Origin of the sequence: Massilia sp. IC2-476, from assembly GCF_020707295.1 — a bacterium.
Lineage (GTDB): Bacteria > Pseudomonadota > Gammaproteobacteria > Burkholderiales > Burkholderiaceae_D > Telluria.
In genome coordinates this window covers 503363-521089 of record NZ_JAJFER010000002.1, presented here as the reverse complement: position 1 = coordinate 521089, position 17727 = coordinate 503363, and the positions used below count along the sequence as shown (strand labels likewise).

The following is a 17727-nucleotide window of genomic DNA, read 5'->3' as shown; positions in this document are numbered from 1 at the left end:
AAGGCTCGCCGTAAATTGATTCTCTAATAACAGATCGCTTGCAAGGGTTGCGGCGTCTACCTTACCATCGTGCTCACCCCAGGCGGCACGGCGGGCAATTCTACCGCACGAATGCCTGCCGGACGGCAAAAACACGAGCCCTTACGACACCATGAACCCTGCTGCGCCGTCCTCCCCGCTTCCCGCCTCTCCCGCCGCGCGTTCGCGCTTCCTGCAGCGCTGGCTGGGAGCCGATCCCGCGCGCCAGGCCCAGCTCGACGAGCTGTCCGGATTATCGCTGGCCGACGTCGACCTTGGCGCTGCGTTGGCGCGCCAGCGCGACGCCGGCCAGTCCCAGCCGCTGCCCCTGCCGCGCGCCATGCGCCGCCTGCGCAACCTGCTGGTCTGCGCCATCATCCGGCGCGACCTCGAAGGCCAGGCCGGCCTGGACGAGGTGGTCACCGCCATGACCCGCTTTGCCGACTTCGCCATCCAGACCCACACCGCCGCCCTCGCCGAGGAACTGGTGGCGGCCCACGGCATGCCGACGGGCGAGGAATCCGGCCGTCCGCAAGAGCTCATGGTGCTCTCCATGGGCAAGGGCGGCGGTGGCGAATTGAACGTCTCTTCCGACATCGACCTGATCTTCGTCTACCCCGAGGATGGCGAGACCGCCGCCGGCCCCGGGCAGCGCCAGCTGTCCAACCATGAATTCTTCGTTCGCCTCGGCCGCCGCCTGAACGCCGCCCTGTCGGAAGTCATCGAGGACGGCTTCACCTTCCGCGTGGACATGGCGCTGCGCCCGAACGGCAATTCCGGCCCGCTGGCGGCCAGCCTCGCCATGGTCGAGGAATACCTCATTGTGCAGGGCCGGGAATGGGAGCGTTATGCCTGGGTCAAGGCGCGCGCGGTCACCGGCACGCTTGAAGACATCGCGGCGCTCGACGCCATCGTGCGGCCCTTCGTGTTCCGGCGCTACCTCGACTTCGGGGTGATCGACGCGATCCGCAACATGCACGCCCAGATCCGCGCCGAGGTCAAGCGCCAGGAACGCCTGCACCCGGAGCGCAGCCACAATGTCAAACTGGGCCGCGGCGGCATCCGCGAGATCGAATTCCTGGCCCAGGTGTTCCAGCTGATCCGCGGCGGGCGCGACCCGGCCCTGCGCGAGCGCTCGACCCGGGCCACCCTGCGCCTGCTGGCCGAGCGCGAGCTGCTGACGCAGGACACGGTGGCGCGCCTGCTCGAGGCCTACACCTTCCTGCGCAACCTGGAACACCGGCTGCAATACCTGGACGACGCCCAGACCCACACCCTGCCCGCCAGCGAGGAAGACCGCCTGGCCGTGGCGCAGATGATGGGACTGCCGGATGTCGCCACCCTGCTGGACCGGCTGGAACAGCAGCGCAGCTTTGTCGCCGCCCAGTTCGACGCGATCTTTGCCGACAAGAGCGAAGGCACGGAAGCGGAAGGCGTCACCCTGGCCGACGACCCGGAGAACCGCGAAGCGATCGCCACCCGCCTGGCGGAGCTCGGCTACGACGACCCGCCTAGTGCGGCCGCGCGCCTGGTCGCCACCCTGCAGGGACCGCGCCTGGCCAGCCTGCCAGAGGCCAGCCGCGCCCGCCTGCTGGCGCTGAGCGACGCCGCCCTCGGCAGGATCGCCAGCGTGGTGCGGGAAGCCGGCATCGGCAGCCACGCCGCCACCCTCGGGCGCCTGCTCGACTTGTTCGAGGCGATCGCGCGCCGCTCGGCTTACCTGTCGCTGCTGACCGAATACCCGCACACGCTCGAGCGCGTGATCCGCATGATCAATGCCAGCGGCTGGGCCGCCACCTTCCTGACCCAGCACCCGATCCTGCTGGACGAGCTGCTGGACGACCGCAACGAAGGCGCGGCCGACGTCGACCAGCTGGCAAGCGAGCTGGACACCCAACTGGGCGAAGCGGCCGGCGACACCGAGCGCCAGCTCGACATCCTGCGCGAAGCCCACCACGCGCAGCTGTTCCGGCTGCTGGCGCTGGACCTGGCCGGCGAACTGTCGGTCGAGCGCCTGGCCGACCACCTGTCGCTGCTTGCCGACACCATCGTCGGCGCCACCATCCGCCATGCCTGGCGCACGGTCGCCAGCCGCCACCGCGAGGAACCGCGCTTCGCCGTCATCGCCTATGGCAAGCTGGGCGGCAAGGAACTCGGCTACGTGTCCGACCTCGACGTGATCTTCCTGTACGACGACGAAGACGAGATGGCGCCCTCCAATTACGCCAGGCTGGCGCAGCGCTTCATCACCTGGAACACGGCGCACACGGCGGCCGGCATCCTGTTCGACATCGACACCGCACTGCGCCCGGACGGCGCCAGCGGTATGCTGGTGTCCACGGTCGCCGCCTTCGAGCGCTACCAGAACGCCAGCGCCTGGATCTGGGAACACCAAGCCCTGACCCGGGCCCGCTTCTGCGCCGGCGACGCCGCCATCGGCGCGCGTTTCGAAGCGATCCGCGAACAGGTGCTGCGCAAGGACAGGAGCGGCCAGGAGCAGCAGCTCAAGAGTGAGGTCTGCGCGATGCGGCGCCGCATGCGCGAGACCAACGTCAACCCCGGCAGCCTGTTCGACCTCAAGCAGGACGAGGGCGGGATGATCGACATCGAGTTCATCGTCCAGTACCTGGTGCTGCGCCATGCCGCCAGTTACCCGCAGTTGACGGCAAATGCCGGCAATATCGCGCTGCTGCGCCTGTGCGGCGAGCTCGGCCTGGTCGATGCCACCCTGGCCGCCGGCGCTGCCGACGCCTACCGCGTGATGCGGCGCCTGCAGCACCAGGTGCGCCTGCAGGGTCAGGAAAAAGCCCGCGTCGATCCGCAGCTGCTGGGCGAGCATCCGGACCGGGTGCGGCGCCTGTGGCAGGCCTGTTTCGGGGCCTGAACCGACCCAACTCGCATGCACCGGCCTGGTGCATGCGCCCTCTTCCCATGCGTTTTCTCCTATCGGCGCACATGTGTTGCGCATAGATTTTCTATTGACTTTCGAGTCAGAGATTTCCTCAACATAAGTGTTGTTTTTCGTACAGTTCTGGCCGGCTTATATATTGACGGGCATCAACACAGGATGGTTTGATACAGATCGTGTATGCACTACAGCATCGCCGCTACCCGTGGTGTGCCGGTCCGCACAAGTTGCAACTTTTGAAAACTTAGAACCGCGCCTCCCCGGGCGCAAGATGGAGAACACATGCAACAACGAACCAAGATCGCGCTGGCCGTCGCCATCGCCCTCCAGTCCATGATTTCCGTGGCGCAGGCTCAAGAGGCCATGCAACGCGTCGAAGTCACTGGCTCGCGCATTCGCCAAGTTGACCTGGAAACTGCGCAACCGGTCCAGGTGATGACCCAGGAGCAGATCCAGAAGACGGGCCTTGTCACGGTGGGCGACATCATTGCGAACATGTCCTCGGCAGGTTCGCCGGCATTCAGCAAGGGCGGCTCGCTGACCTCGAACCGCGAGAACGGCGGCCAGTACGCCAACCTGCGCAACCTCGGTACCCAGCGCCTGCTGGTGCTGGTCAACGGCAAGCGCTGGACCCAGACCGTGGCCGGCCTGACCGACATGTCGACCATTCCGTCGTCGATGATCGAGCGCCTGGAGATCCTGAAGGATGGCGCCTCGTCGATCTACGGTTCCGACGCTATCGCGGGCGTGATCAACATCATCCTGAAAAAATCGATGGAAGGTGGCCAGCTGAGCCTGTACACCGGCCAGAACGAATCCGTCGCCGACGGCAAGAACAAGGACTTTTCGCTGACCTACGGCGCCGGCAATGAAAAAGCCTCGCTGATGTTCGGCCTGTCGCACACCGAAGCGGGCGCCGTCTGGTCGCGCGACCGCGAGTTCACCAGCTATTCGCGCACCAGCGAATTCCCGCTCGAAGGCCTGGGTGGCGGTCCATGGGGCCGTATCCGCCAGGTCGCCGCCAACGGCGGTCCGACCGGCTTCGACCGTATCCTGAACCACACCGGCGACCAGCTCGGCGAAGGCCAGGGCCAGGATTCGCGCAACCCGAACAGCTACCACACCGTCCCGGCCGCCGGCCCGATCGCGGCCGACAACTTCAACACCACCCGCCAGATGGTGTTCGCAATGCCGTCGAAGCTGGACACCATCTTCACCAAGGGCGAGCTGCAACTGCCTTACGACATGCGTTTCGTGACCACCGCGATGTATGCGTCGCGCAAGGGCGTGTCGACCACCGCCGGCTACCCGCTGAACTCGCAGGCGCAGAGCAAGTACCCGGTCTACATCGACAAGGACAGCTACTACAATCCGTTCGGCAACCAGGTGGCCGGCGCCGGCCTGGGCCAGGACCTGTACTTCTACCGCCGCACCATCGAAGTGCCGCGCGTGACCGAGAACACCAACCGTACCCTGCACATCGACGCCACCCTGTCGGGCGACTTCGAACTGCGCTCGCTGCCGTGGAACTGGAGCGTGGGCTACAACCACAGCAAGGTTGATGGCAACACCATGGCCACCGGCAACATCAACCTGCTGAACCTGAAGAAGGCACTGGGCCCATCCTTCCGCAACGCAGCTGGCGTGATCCAGTGCGGTACCGCAGCCGCGCCGATCGCGCTGGCTGAATGCACCCCGTTCGACATCCTGGGCGGCCCGTCGGCCTCGACCCCGGCAGCGCTGAACTACATCATGTCGATCGGTGGCTACACCTACGGCAGCAAGGTCGACAGCGCTACCGCCGACCTCAGTGGCGAACTGTTCCAGCTGCCGGCCGGCGCCCTCGGCGTCGCAGCCGGTATCGAGCACCGTACCGTGGAAGGCTGGGACCTGCCGGGCGAATTCCAGCGTTCGGGCTTCTCGACCGACCTGGCCGGCAACCCGACCAGCGGCCGCTACACCGTGCGCGAGGCCTATGCCGAGCTGAACATCCCGATCCTGAAGAGCCTGCCCTTCATCGAATCGCTGTCGGCCAACCTGGCGACCCGTTATTCGGACTACAGCAACTTCGGCTCGACCAACAACAGCAAGGCCAGCCTGACCTACCGTCCGACCAAGGACCTGCTGTTCCGTGGCACCTGGGCAGAAGGCTTCCGCGCACCGACCGTGGGCGACTCCTTCGGCGGCGGCCAGCAGTCCTTCGACTCCTACCTCGACCCTTGCGACACCGTCTACGGCGACGCGGCGCGCAACACGACCGTCCTGGGCCGCTGCAACACCGGCTTCGGCGGCATCCGCGGCACCCCGGCAAGCTTCCGCCAGAAGACCCAGACCGGCGCCAACATCACCTCGAGCTCGAGCGTGCAGAGCGCGGTGCCGTTCAACGTCGGCGCCGGCAATGCCTTCCTGCAGCCGGAGACCGCGGTCACCCGTACCCTCGGCGCGGTGTTCAACCCGAGCTTCGTGCCGGGCTTCTCGGCAGCGGTCGACTGGTACAGCATCCAGATTGACAACCGCATCCTGAGCGTGAGCTCGAACACCATCCTGGACGAGTGCTACAACAAGGGCCAGACCAACTTCTGCGCACTGGTGTTCCGTGATGCGACCGGTTCCATCAACGATATCCGCCGCGGCAACGTGAACTTCGGCCAGATCAAGACCGAAGGCGTGGACGTCGAACTGCGCTACCGCCTGCCGCGCTTCTCGTGGGGCCAGGTCAACCTGCGCAGCGAGACCACCTACCTGGACGAGTACTCGACCAAGAGCGGCGCCACCGCGCAGTGGATCGACTACTCGGGTGACTACGACTTCCACCGCTGGAAGTCGAACTTCACCGCCGACTGGTCGCTGGGCAACCTCAGCGCTACCTGGGGCGTTCGCTACCTGAGCTCGGTCACCGACCAGTGCCTGAGCATCCCGAATCGCTGGCAGTGCAACGACCTGACCACGACCCGTCCGGGTGCGACCTCGGCTGGCGCGAACCGTCTGTCCTCGCTGGTGTTCCATGACATCAGCGTCGGCTACAAGCTGCCATGGAACGCGAACGTGCGCGCCGGCGTGAACAACGCCTTCGACAAGAAGCCACGCTTCACCGTTCTCGGCGCCGCATCGTCGACCTATGTCGATGCCGACCTGCCGATCGACCGCTTCATCTACGTGCGCTACAACCAGAACTTCTGATAGCTCACCGATAAGCAATTCAGCGCAATTTAATTGCGCTGCAAGCCCGCCCGGCGCAAGCCCGGCGGGCTTTTTCTTTTGTTTCTGATATCTGTATTCGTCAATGGTTAAATTGTATCCGCTCAGTAAATACACAAAATTGCAACAATTGTGTATTTACTATGTTTGTTTAGTTTGACACACCTATACAACGGGTGCTCTTATTGCTGACTTGAAAGTAATTGAGTTGAGACATTGACTACTTTCAGATGGTCATTACGACCCTTCCCGATGGCCTGCCACAAGCATGGCTGGCGTTTTCACCCAAGGAGTTTGGCAACATGATGGAAACAATCTTGTCCCGGTCGATCCGCGCGATTTGCCTGGGCGGCATGACCCTCAGCATGGGCGCGGCATTCGCCCAGGACGCAGCACAGCCGCTGCAGCGCGTCGAAGTGACCGGTTCGCGTATCCGCCAGGTCGATCTGGAAACGGCCCAGCCGGTCCAGGTCATGACTTCGGAACAGATCCAGAAGACCGGCCTGATCACGGTCGGCGACGTCCTGAACCAGCTGTCCTCGGCCGGTTCGCCGGACTTCAGCAAGGGCGGTTCGCTGACCTCGAACCGTGAAAACGGCGGCCAGTACATCAACCTGCGCAACCTGGGCTCGAACCGCCTGCTGGTGCTGGTGGACGGCAAGCGCTGGACCCAGACCGTGGACGGCTACACCGACATGTCGACCGTGCCGGCCTCGATGATCGAACGCATCGAAGTGCTGAAAGACGGCGCGTCCTCGATCTACGGCTCGGACGCGATCGCGGGCGTGGTCAACATCATCCTGAAAAAACGCCTGGAAGGCGGCAACCTGAGCGTCTATCTCGGCCAGAACGAAAAATCCGACGGCAAGAGCAAGGACTTCTCGCTGAGCTTCGGTGCGAACGGCGAAAAGACCTCGCTGATGTTCGGCCTCTCGCACACCGAGCAGGGCGTGGTGTGGGCGAAAACCCGTCCGGTCACCGGCTTCCCGCGCGGTCCGAAATACCCGACCGAAGGCCTGGGCGTGGGCCCATGGGGCGAAATCCTCCCGCTCGACTTCTCCTTCGACAAGGTGCTGAACCACACCGGCGGCCCTCTAGGCGACGGCGTCGGCCAAGATTCGCGCAATCCGGCCAACTACCATGATTGGGACGGCGGCCCGCTGGACAACTTCAACAGCGCCTCGCAGATGATGTTCGCGATGCCGACCAAGCTCGACACGATCTTCACCAAGGGCACCGTCGAACTGCCGTACGGCATGCGCTTCCAGACGACGGCAATGTATTCGCAGCGCAAGTCGACCGCCCAAGTGGCCGGCTACCCGCTGAACAGCGAATCGCAGCCGGCCTTCCCGGTCTACATCGACAAGAACAGCTACTACAATCCGTACGGCAGCTCGGTGGTGGGCGCCGCCGCGGCCCAGGACCTGTACTTCTACCGCCGCACCATCGAAGTGCCGCGCGTGACCGAGAACCGCAACAACACCCTGCACGTCGACGCCACCCTGTCGGGCGACTTCGAATTCCGTTCGCTGCCATGGAACTGGGACGTCGGCTACAACCACAGCGCTGTCAAAGGCTCGCTGCTGGGCACCGGCAACGTCAACCTGCTGAACCTGAAGAAGGCCCTCGGCCCGTCCTTCCTGAACGCCTCGGGCGTGGTCCAGTGCGGCACCGCAGCGGCTCCGATCGCGCTGGCGGAATGCCTGCCGTGGAACATCATCGGCGGCCCATCGGCCTCGAACCCGGACATCATGCGCTACGTGATGGCAACCGGCCAGGCAAGCTATGGCAGCACCATCAACAGCGCCACCGCCAACATCGGCGGCGAGATCTATACCCTGCCGGCGGGCGCGATCGGCCTCGCGGGCGGCGTCGAGCACCGCGAAGTGAAGGGGTATGACCTGCCGGGCCAGTTCGAGCAGTCTGGCTACTCGACCGACCTGGCCGGCAACCCGACCCGCGGCCGCTACACCGTCAAGGAAGCCTACCTCGAGCTGAACGTCCCGCTGCTGAAGGGCGTGACCATGGCTGAACTGCTGAGCGTTAACCTGGCCACTCGCCATTCCGACTACAGCAACTTCGGCGTAACCAACAACAGCAAGGCCAGCTTCATGTGGAAGCCGATGAAGGACCTGCTGGTGCGCGGCACCTGGGCCGAGGGCTTCCGTGCTCCGGCAGTGGGCGACACCTTCGGCGGCGGCCAGCAGACCTTCGACACCTACGTCGATCCTTGCGATTCGCTGTACGGCGCGACCGGCGACGCGGCCGTGGCCGCACGCTGCGCGGCGGCAGGCGCCGGCGCGGGCTTCCGCCAGTTGGCCCAGACCGGACCGATCACCAGCGGCGCGGGTGACCAGAGCCCCTACCCGTTCGTGGCAGGCGCCGGCAACAGCGCCCTGACGCCGGAGACCGCGATCACCAAGACCGCCGGCTTCGTCTACAGCCCGTCCTACGTGCCGGGCCTGACCGTGGCACTGGACTGGTTCAACGTCAAGATCACTAACCAGATCACGGCGATCACGGCAACCGAAGTGGCGGAATACTGCTACGTCGACAACCTGGCTCCGTACTGCGCGGCCCTGAAGCGCGATCCGGCCACCGGCCAGATCATCTCGCTGAACCGCGGCAACGCCAACAAGGGCGCGCTGATGACCGAAGGTCTCGACCTGTCGATCAACTACCGCCTGCCGCGCACCCAGTACGGCCAGTTCGCGGTCCGTTCGGAAACCTCGTACGTCGACAAGCTGCGCGACCAGGCAACCACCGGCGCCGAGTGGACCGACTACGCAGGCCAGTACTTCTACAACCGCGTCAAGTCGAACCTGTCGCTGGACTGGAGCCTGGGTAACTGGAACGCCACCTGGACCACCCGCTACTACAGCGGCGTGAAAGACCGTTGCTACAAGGTGAATGCCGAGGAATGCTCGAACATCGGCGGCGAAGCCAGCTGGGGCAAGAACTACAACAAGCTGGGCAGCACCTCGTACACCGACCTGAGCGTCGGCTACAAGACCAACTGGAACGGCCAGATCATGGTCGGCGTCAACAACCTGTTCGACAAGTCGCCGCGCCTGATCACCACCACCGCCGCCTCGTCGTCGCGCGTGGATGCGGATTACCCGATCGACCGCTTCTTCTACGTGCGCTACAACCAGTCGTTCTAAGCTTCAAGCCCTGCGGGGCTTGAGCAAAGGATGACTCCGGATGCCCGCCAGGTTCGCCTGGCGGGCATTTTTCATTGGGCACAGGTATCATGGCGGATTGCGCGGCCCGGCCGCTTCACCAAAGTACAGACATGGCAATCAAACTCAAGACCGACAAGGACATCGCGAAGATGCGCGTCTCCGGCCGCCTCGCGGCCGAGGTGCTGGCGATGATCAAGGAACACGTGGTGCCGGGCGTCTCCACGGAAGAACTCGACCGCCGCTGCAACGAATACATCCGCAAGGTGCAGAAGGCGACGCCGGCCAACGTCGGCTACCACGGCTTCCCGAAAACCCTGTGCACCTCGGTGAACGGCGTGGTCTGCCATGGCATCCCGAGCGAACAGGAAGTGCTCAAGGAAGGCGACATCGTCAACATCGACGTCACCGTGATCAAGGACGGCTGGCACGGCGACACCAGCCGCATGTACTTCGTCGGTGCGCCGAAACCCGAAGCGCGCAAGCTGGTCGACATCACCTACCAGGCCATGATGGCCGGCATCCACAAGGTGCGCCCGGGCGCGCGCCTGGGCGACGTCGGCCACGCGATCCAGAAACTGGCCGAAGGCGCCGGCTACTCGGTGGTGCGCGAATACTGCGGCCACGGCATCGGCCGCGTCTACCACGAAGACCCGCAGGTGCTGCACTACGGGCGTCCCGATACCGGCCTGCTGCTCAAGGAAGGCATGACCTTCACGGTGGAACCGATGATCAACCTGGGCGGCGCCGACGTCGACCAGCTGGACGACGGCTGGACCGTGGTGACGGCCGACGGCTCGCTGTCGGCCCAGTGGGAGCACATGGTGGCGGTGACGAAGAATGGCGTCGAGATCCTGACACCCTGGCCGGACGCCTGAGGCCCTCCCCTCTCCTTCCAGCCTCCCGCGCGCAGGCGAAAAAAAACCCGGCTCGAAAGCCGGGTTTTTTACTGGGCGCGGGGCGCTTAGAAGTTGTACTTCGCCGAGATGGTGAAGTAGCGGCCGTACGGGTTGTGCAGGCCAGCGTTGTAACCGGCCAGGTTGCCACCGGTGCTGTTGGTGCCGTAACGCGGATCGAACGGAGCGGCTTCGTCGAACAGGTTCTGGATGTTCAGGGTCAGCGCCAGGTTCTTGATGCCGGTGTAGGTGTAGCCCACGCCGACACGGACCCATTCACGCACTGCGCAATCCGGGAACGCTGCCAGGTAGCCCGGGATCAGGCCGGAAGCGCTCGGGAAGTTCACCGCGGTGTTGTTGTTGACAGCCGGGGCGTAGTGGCAGAACGGCATCGCGTAGGTGACGTCCTTGTCGTACTTGCGACGCAGCGAGACCTGACCGGTGTAGTTCAGGTTGGCGCTGAATGCGTGCGCGCCACGGGTCAGCGAGGCCGAGATGTTGGTCTTCCAGCGCGGAACGTCGATACCGCTCGACAGGTTCCAGTCCACCAGGCCAGCGTTGTAGCCGGCGATGTTGTGCTCCGGATCGCCCTTCTCTTGCGCCAGGTAGTAACCGTGCATGTAGGTCGAGGTCAGCTTGGCGCTGAAGCTACCGATCGAACCCAGGTTCTTGCGGAAGGCCACGTCGATATCGACGCCGCGCACGTCCGTCGCACCCTGGTTCAGCCAAGGCTCGCGCACGGCCAGCAGCGGACCGGTACCCGGGATCGGGTTGCCGGCGGCATCGCGCAGCAGGTTGGCCGGATTGGTATCGCGGATGACCAGGCCAGGGTTGTTGTCTTCGTTACGCAGCGCGTCGAAGGCCGAGCCCAGGGCCACTTCGTCTTCCTTGCGGATCTTGAAGAAGTCCAGGCCGAAGTCCCAGTTCGTGGTCGGCGAGAACAGGATGCCGAACGAGTAGGACTTCGAGGTTTCCGGACGCAGGTCCGGGTTGGCGCCACCGGTGCCCGATGCTGACTTGCGGCAGTCGACTTCGGTCGCGCCTGGCTTCGGAGTGCGCTCGTCGGCTTCGCAACGACGCGGATCGTACAGGTTCGACAGGAAGAACTGGGCGCCGCCCGGGGTCACCTGCGACAGTGCCGGAGCACGGAAGCCTTCGGCATAGGTGCCGCGGAAGGCCAGGGTCTTGGTGACGTTCCACTTGGCGCCGACCTTCGGCACGAAGTTGGTCTTCATGCCTTCGTACTTGTCCCAGCGGCCGGCGAAGTCCATCTCGAAGTTCTTGAAGAACGGCGTACGGAATTCGATGAAGCCCGACTTGACGTCGCGTTCGCCGTCGATGATGGTGTTGGCCAGGCCGAAGATGTTACCGGCAGCCAGTTCGGCGTCCGGACGCATCGTCAGGGTTTCACGACGGAATTCAGCGCCGACTGCCATGCCGATCTGGCCGCCCGGCAGGTTGCCGAACTGGGTGCTGGCCTTGGCGTCGAAGTGGGCGATCTTCGAACGGTCGTCGCTGTGGGTGCTGCGGAACAGGGTCGGATCGTTGGCGACGTCGGCGATACGCGCGCCCTGGTTGATCTTGCGCAGGGTCGGCAGGTACAGACGGCCATTGTAGCTGTCGTCACGACGCGCTTCGTTGTACAGGAAGGCGGTTTCCCAATCCCAGTTGAAGTGCGAGCCGGACAGGCCAGCCAGCAGGCGGCCGGTTTCGTTGATGGTCTCGGTGCCCTGCGGTGCGTTCTCGAAGCGGTAGGCAACCGATGCGCGCGCGTTCGGGAACGGGTTGTCCGGGTGGCCGATCGGCAGGATGGTCTGGTAGGACGGCGCCACGCCGGTGGCGGTGAAGTTGGTGGTCACGCCGGTGCCGATGGCGATCGGCGCCGCGGTGTACTGGCGCTCGGTGCGGGCGTAGGCCACTTCGGCGAAGGCGCGCACGTTCTCGCCCAGTTTCAGGACGCCGCGCGACAGGAAGCTGCCATCCTTGCCGGCGCTGGTACCTTCCAGCTGCTGGTTCAGGTCGTAGTTACAGAAGGTACGGCCCAGGAACACGCTGCTCGAGGTGAAGCCGCCCATCTGGGTGGTGCCGGTCAGCTGGCGCGACGGGTCGCAGTTCAGCGTGACGCGCAGGCGATCGGCCGCGTTGGCCGGGGTCGCGGTGAACTGGGCCGAACCCGGCGTGGTTTCGCGGTAGAAGATCGGCGAGCCGGAGGTGGTGCTGCCGTACGGGGTCGCGTAGCGGTTGGTCAGGCGCTTGTATTCGTTGAATTTGATGTCGCGTACTTCGTCGCGCTGGGTGCGGTCACGGTCCGACAGGTCGGCGGTGAAGAACACGTTGAAGCCGTCGGTCTCGACGTCACCGATGCCGGTGAAGAAGGTCACGCCCTTGCGTGCGAACTCGCCGTCGTCGTTGGCGCTGGCGCGTGCGCTGATTTCCGAGCCGCGGAACGAGGACTTGGTGATGAAGTTGATGACGCCGCCGATGGCGTCGGAGCCGTACACGGCCGATGCGCCATCCTTCAGGATCTCGACGCGCTCGAGGGCGTTCAGCGGGATCTGGTTCAGGTCGTACAGGGTCGAGTTGCCGTTGTTCGGGTCGGCATAGGCGGACGGCGCCATGCGGCGGCCGTTCAGCAGGATCAGGGTCGAGGTCGACGACAGGCCGCGCAGCGAGGCGGTCGAGACGCCGCGCGAGAAGCCGCCGTCATTGGTGTCGAGGTTGTTGTCGGTACCCATCGACGGCACCAGGCGGATCAGCTCGGTAACGGTGGCCGCGCCGGACTCGCGGATTTCCTTGGCGGTAATGGTCTGGACTGGCTGGGTGCCTTCCTTGTCCGTACGCTTCAGGTTCGAGCCCGTCACGAAGACGGTGGCAGGCGCTTCCGATGCGGAATTCTGCGCCAGTGCGAACGGCGAGACGCCAACTGCCAGGGCAACTGCGACGACGCTGTGTTTCAAGAGTGGTTTATTCACGTTTTCTCGTCCCTACGATTTTTAATTATTACTCAATACAAACCGTATGCATCTCATGCATACAGAGGTTTAGTCTCGCAGGAACTTGCAACAAAGAAAACGGTTTTCGTAAAGATTCGTAAAAAAAACTTGATATCTGTTGTTTTTACTCAACGCAGAATTTTGTTCTGCGTAAATCGTCTATTGGTATACGAAAAACGCCCATTCTGGGCCAGTTTCGAACTCCGTATGTACAGACAATAGCGCTATCGTGGTGCTTCTGTGCACAGAATTGGTGCTGATCGCAGCTTTTCACATGAGCGCGCGTCTCCCCAAAATGGAAAAACTGAGGCGGCCGCTTACCCCTTTGCAACTATATGGCAAGGAGCTCGGCGTGCCATTGAAACAGCAAGCGTATTGACACTTATGGCAAATAAATGATGGCAGGAAATAGAAAGTTGCAAATTTCCTACAAATCAAATTTCTTTTGGTGCACACGATTCTTGTAACTTGACCGTAACAATTTTATTAATCAAATTGTCCCTTGAGGCGACTGCTTGCGCAGGTCGACCAAACTGAGCCGTTAACAAATTGGGGGAAACTTTGAAACACCTTACTGTTTGCAAGAAAAGCGCCCTGGCCGTCGCACTGACGCTGGCGTATTCACAGATGGCGTGGGCCCAGCGCGACGCCACCGCCGACGCGGCCGAGCAGCCGGTCCAGAAGGTTTACGTGACCGGCTCGAACATTGCCAAGATCGCCGCCGAGACGGCGACCCCGGTCACCGTCATGCGCCGCGAAGACATCGTGCGCACCGGCGCCAATTCGGTGACCGAACTGCTCAACACCCTGACCGCCTCGACCGGCAGCCTGACCGACATCGGCGGCAGCAATTCCTTCGCCGGCGGCGCCTCCTCGGCTTCGCTGCGCAATCTCGGCAAGCAGTCGACCCTGATCCTGCTGAACTCGCGCCGCGTGGCGCCGTATGCGCTGGCCGACTACAACGAAGTCTTCACCAACCTCGACTCGCTGCCGCTGGACGCGATCGAGCGGGTCGAAGTGCTGCGCAACGGCGGCTCCGCCGTCTACGGTTCGGACGCCGTCGCCGGCGTCATCAACATCATCACCCGCGGCGACTTCAAGGGCGTGCAGCTCAAGGCCAGCGTGGACGAGTCGCTGAAGAACAGCGAATTCGGCACCCGCAACGCCAGCGCCACCGGCGGCTTCGGCGACTACGCCAACCAGGGCTACAATGTGCTGGCCAACGTCGAAGTGTTCGAGCGCGACTCGGTCATCTGGCGCGACATCGTCGAGGACATCAATCCGGCCTACGGCCAGAAATTCACCGCCGTCGCCCCGAACAGCGGCCGCATGTTCGGCAACCGCGGCGCGCCTTCCTCGTTCAGCTATCCGGGCAACATCCTCGGCTACGCCGGCGGCGGCGGTCCGATCGCCGGCTGCGCGACCGTGGCCGCGGGCCTGTGCCAGTACGACCGCTTCTCGCGCTTCGAGGCCATTCCGGAAGCCAAGCGCGTCAACGGCCTGTTGTCGGGCAAGCTGCGCATCAACGACAACCTCGACGCCTTCGCCGAAGTGCTGTACTCGCGCACCGAGACCAAGTACCTGAGCGCCTTTCCGACCTACGACTCGACCGGCGCCGATACTGTGTGGGGCAATCCGGTCACCGGCCAACGCCTGAATTTCACCTACCTGTCGCTGCCGGCCGAACACCCCTTGAACACGCTGGGCGAACCGGCGGCCCTGCGCTACCGCTTCCTCGACGCCGGCGCCGACCAGACCGTCACGAGCTCGCAATACCGCGCGCTGACCGGCCTGAAAGGCACCTGGAACAACTATGACTTCGAAACCGCCATCGGCGTCATGGGCAGCAAGACCAAGATGCGCGGCCGGGGCGCCTTCAGCGCGAGCGGCTTCAAGCAGACGATCGGCGACTACTCGCAGTTCGACGAGAACTACACGCCGCTCGACCCGCAGTTCTTCAACCGCGGCTACAAGATCGGCCAGCAGAATTCGCCCGAGGTGCTCAACGCGCTGTTCCCGGAACAGGGCTATGACGGCAAGATCACCCAGACCTTCATCGACGGCAAGATCAGCGGCGAGATCGCCCAGATCGGCGGCCGTTCGGTTGGCCTGGCGGTCGGCGGCGAAGTACGCCACGAGAAGTTCGAGATCAACCCGACCGCGAACCTGCTGGCCGGCGACATCGTCGGCTACGGCTCGGCCACCGCCAACGCCAAGCGCATGACGGGTGCGGCATTCGCGGAAATCGAAGCCCCGGTCACCTCGACCCTGACCCTGACCGGCGCCGCCCGCCTCGACAAGTACGAGGACTTCGACGCCCACGTCTCGCCGAAGCTGGCCTTCCGCTGGACGCCGAACAGCAAGTTCCTGCTGCGCGGTACTGTCGAATCGGGCTTCCGCGCACCGAACCTGACCGAGAGCGCGCAGTCGAGCAAGTTCGCGTTCGATAACGGCGTGGTCGACCCGCGCCGCTGCCCGCAGGCGCTGCGCCTGGCGACCGACCTGCGCAACCAGGCCGCCGCCCTCCCCAGCAGCGACCCGAACAGCGCCATCCTGAACGCCCGCGCCGACAGTGTGGAAGGCAACGAATGCGCTGCCGGCGTATTCAGCAACGTGCGCAACAATCCGGACCTGGAGCCGGAAACCTCGCGCAGCGCCACCGTCGGCTTCGTCGTCGAGCCGATCAAGGGCTACAACCTCGCCCTCGACTACTGGCGCATCGAGCGCAAGGACGAGATCGGCCTGAAGAGCACCTCCGACCTGCTGGCTGCCGAGAACGACCAGCCCGCCGGCGTGATCGAGCGTGACCTTCTGGCCAACGACAAGACCTTTACCGCGGCCGAGCGGGCGCAGTACGGCGTCACCACCGGCGCGCTGGTCGGCACCTCGGGCAGGTTCGAGAACGTGTCCAAGACCAAGACCAGCGGCATCGACCTGACCGGCTCGGCACGATTCCCGACGCGTTACGGCCGCTTCAACATCGACGCCAACGCCACCTACCTGTTCGACCTGCGCTACTTCAGCACCACGCTGAACGGCTATGGCGACAACCTGGCGGGGCGCTACGGCGCGCCGAAACTGGTGGCCAACACCACCTTCGCACTCGACAGCGGTAATCTCTCGAACGCCCTGCGCGTGAGCTTCAACCGCCACACCCAGCTGCGCGGCGACTTCTTCGACGAAAGCTTCACCAACGAAGGTTGCGAGGCACGCGGCTGGAACCAGGAGGAGTGCCGCGTCGGTTCCTACGTGCGCTGGGACTACACCGTGGCCTACCGTGGCATCAAGGGCTGGACCCTGACCGCGTTCGTGCGCAACCTGTTCAACCACCGTCCACCGGTCGACCTGCGTGCCTTCGCCAACGATGGCGGCGGCGTCATTCCGCAGAGCTACGAGGACGTTCAGGGCCGCAGCGTGCGCCTGACGGCGGAATACCGGTTCTGATTTCGCCCAATAAAAAACCCGCCAGAGATGGCGGGTTTTTTTACGTCTACAAGGCTGGGAATTACTTCGCGTTCATCAGCGCGACGGTGGTGTCCAGCATGCGGTTCGAGAAGCCCCACTCGTTGTCGTACCAGGACGACACCTTCACCAGGCGGCCCGAGACCTTGGTCAGCGTGGCGTCGAAGTTCGACGATGCCGGGTTGTGGTTGAAGTCGACCGAGACCAGCGGATCGGTGTTGTAGGTCAGGATACCTTTGAGGGCGCCTTCCGAAGCCGATTTCATGATCTGGTTCACTTCGTCCACCGTGGTGTCGCGCTTGGCGATGAAGGACAGGTCGACGATCGACACGTTGATGGTCGGCACGCGGATCGCGAAGCCGTCCAGCTTGCCGTTCAGTTCCGGCAGCACCAGGCCGACCGCGGCGGCGGCGCCGGTCTTGGTCGGGATCATCGACTGGGTGGCCGAACGGGCGCGGCGCAGGTCTTCGTGCATCACGTCGGTCAGCACCTGGTCGTTGGTGTAGGCGTGCACGGTGGTCATCAGGCCGGTTTCCAGGCCGATGGCTTCGTGCAGCGGCTTGACCAGCGGGGCCAGGCAGTTGGTGGTGCACGATGCGTTCGAGATCACGGTGTCGCTCGACTTCAGCACATCCTGGTTGACACCGTAGACGATGGTCGCGTCGACGTCCTTGCCGCCCGGCGCCGAGATGATGACTTTCTTGGCGCCGCCCTTCAGGTGGGCCGAGGCTTTCTCTTTGGTGGTGAAGAAGCCGGTGCACTCCAGCACGACGTCGACGCCCAGCTCGCCCCATGGGATCTCGGCCGGGTTACGCTGCGCGAACACGCGGATCTTGTCGCCGTTGACGATCATGTTGTCGCCTTCGACCGTGACGGTGCCCGGGAACTTGCCGTGCGCGGTGTCGTAGCGGGTCAGGTGGGCGTTCGATTCGGCGTTGCCGAGGTCGTTGATCGCCACGATCTGGATGTCTTGTTTCTTGCCGCCTTCATAGAAAGCACGCAGGATGTTGCGGCCGATGCGGCCATAACCGTTGATTGCAACTTTGATCGTCATTGCTTAGCTCCTGATT

7 protein-coding genes are annotated in these 17727 nt (G+C 64.0%); 5 read left to right on the top strand and 2 right to left on the bottom strand.

What is annotated here, in order from left to right; translation table 11 throughout:
- Positions 1-151: 151 nt before the first annotated feature.
- The 4 genes from glnE (at position 152) to map (ending at position 10184) form a co-directional block, all read left to right on the top strand.
- On the top strand, positions 152-2902 hold the full coding sequence (glnE, locus tag LK539_RS07180) for a bifunctional [glutamate--ammonia ligase]-adenylyl-L-tyrosine phosphorylase/[glutamate--ammonia-ligase] adenylyltransferase (protein ID WP_227800220.1): 2751 nt from the start codon (positions 152-154) through the stop codon (positions 2900-2902).
- A gap of 306 nt (positions 2903-3208) precedes the next feature.
- Positions 3209-6106 (top strand): TonB-dependent receptor domain-containing protein, encoded by a 2898-nt coding sequence (locus LK539_RS07175; protein WP_227800219.1) that lies wholly within the window; start codon positions 3209-3211, stop codon positions 6104-6106.
- A 335-nt stretch (positions 6107-6441) separates the two neighbouring features.
- A complete protein-coding gene (locus LK539_RS07170; protein ID WP_227800218.1) occupies positions 6442-9288 on the top strand; it encodes a TonB-dependent siderophore receptor in 2847 nt (948 codons plus the stop codon).
- A gap of 131 nt (positions 9289-9419) precedes the next feature.
- Positions 9420-10184 carry a type I methionyl aminopeptidase gene (map, locus tag LK539_RS07165; RefSeq protein ID WP_227800217.1) on the top strand — a complete coding sequence of 255 codons (765 nt, stop codon included), beginning with the start codon at positions 9420-9422 and terminating at the stop codon, positions 10182-10184.
- Positions 10185-10270: 86 nt separating this feature from the next.
- On the opposite strand, the gene LK539_RS07160 is transcribed toward map, so the two are convergent.
- Positions 10271-13174 (bottom strand): TonB-dependent receptor domain-containing protein, encoded by a 2904-nt coding sequence (locus LK539_RS07160; RefSeq protein ID WP_227800216.1) that lies wholly within the window; start codon positions 13172-13174, stop codon positions 10271-10273.
- A 582-nt stretch (positions 13175-13756) separates the two neighbouring features.
- On the opposite strand from LK539_RS07160, the gene LK539_RS07150 reads away from it, so the two are divergent.
- On the top strand, positions 13757-16639 hold the full coding sequence (locus LK539_RS07150) for a TonB-dependent receptor domain-containing protein (protein ID WP_307728864.1): 2883 nt from the start codon (positions 13757-13759) through the stop codon (positions 16637-16639).
- Between the two features lie 61 nt (positions 16640-16700).
- Here LK539_RS07150 and gap read toward each other — a convergent pair whose 3' ends face one another.
- Positions 16701-17711 carry a type I glyceraldehyde-3-phosphate dehydrogenase gene (gap, locus tag LK539_RS07145; protein ID WP_227800215.1) on the bottom strand — a complete coding sequence of 337 codons (1011 nt, stop codon included), beginning with the start codon at positions 17709-17711 and terminating at the stop codon, positions 16701-16703.
- Positions 17712-17727: the final 16 nt, after the last annotated feature.

Excerpts from the sequence above, each read along its gene's own strand:
- LK539_RS07175 (WP_227800219.1), top strand. The coding sequence starts at position 3,209 with ATGCAACAACGAACCAAGATCGCGCTGGCCGTCGCCATCGCCCTCCAG.
- glnE (WP_227800220.1), top strand. The coding sequence starts at position 152 with ATGAACCCTGCTGCGCCGTCCTCCCCGCTTCCCGCCTCTCCCGCCGCG.
- gap (WP_227800215.1), bottom strand. The coding sequence starts at position 17,711 with ATGACGATCAAAGTTGCAATCAACGGTTATGGCCGCATCGGCCGCAAC.
- map (WP_227800217.1), top strand. The coding sequence starts at position 9,420 with ATGGCAATCAAACTCAAGACCGACAAGGACATCGCGAAGATGCGCGTC.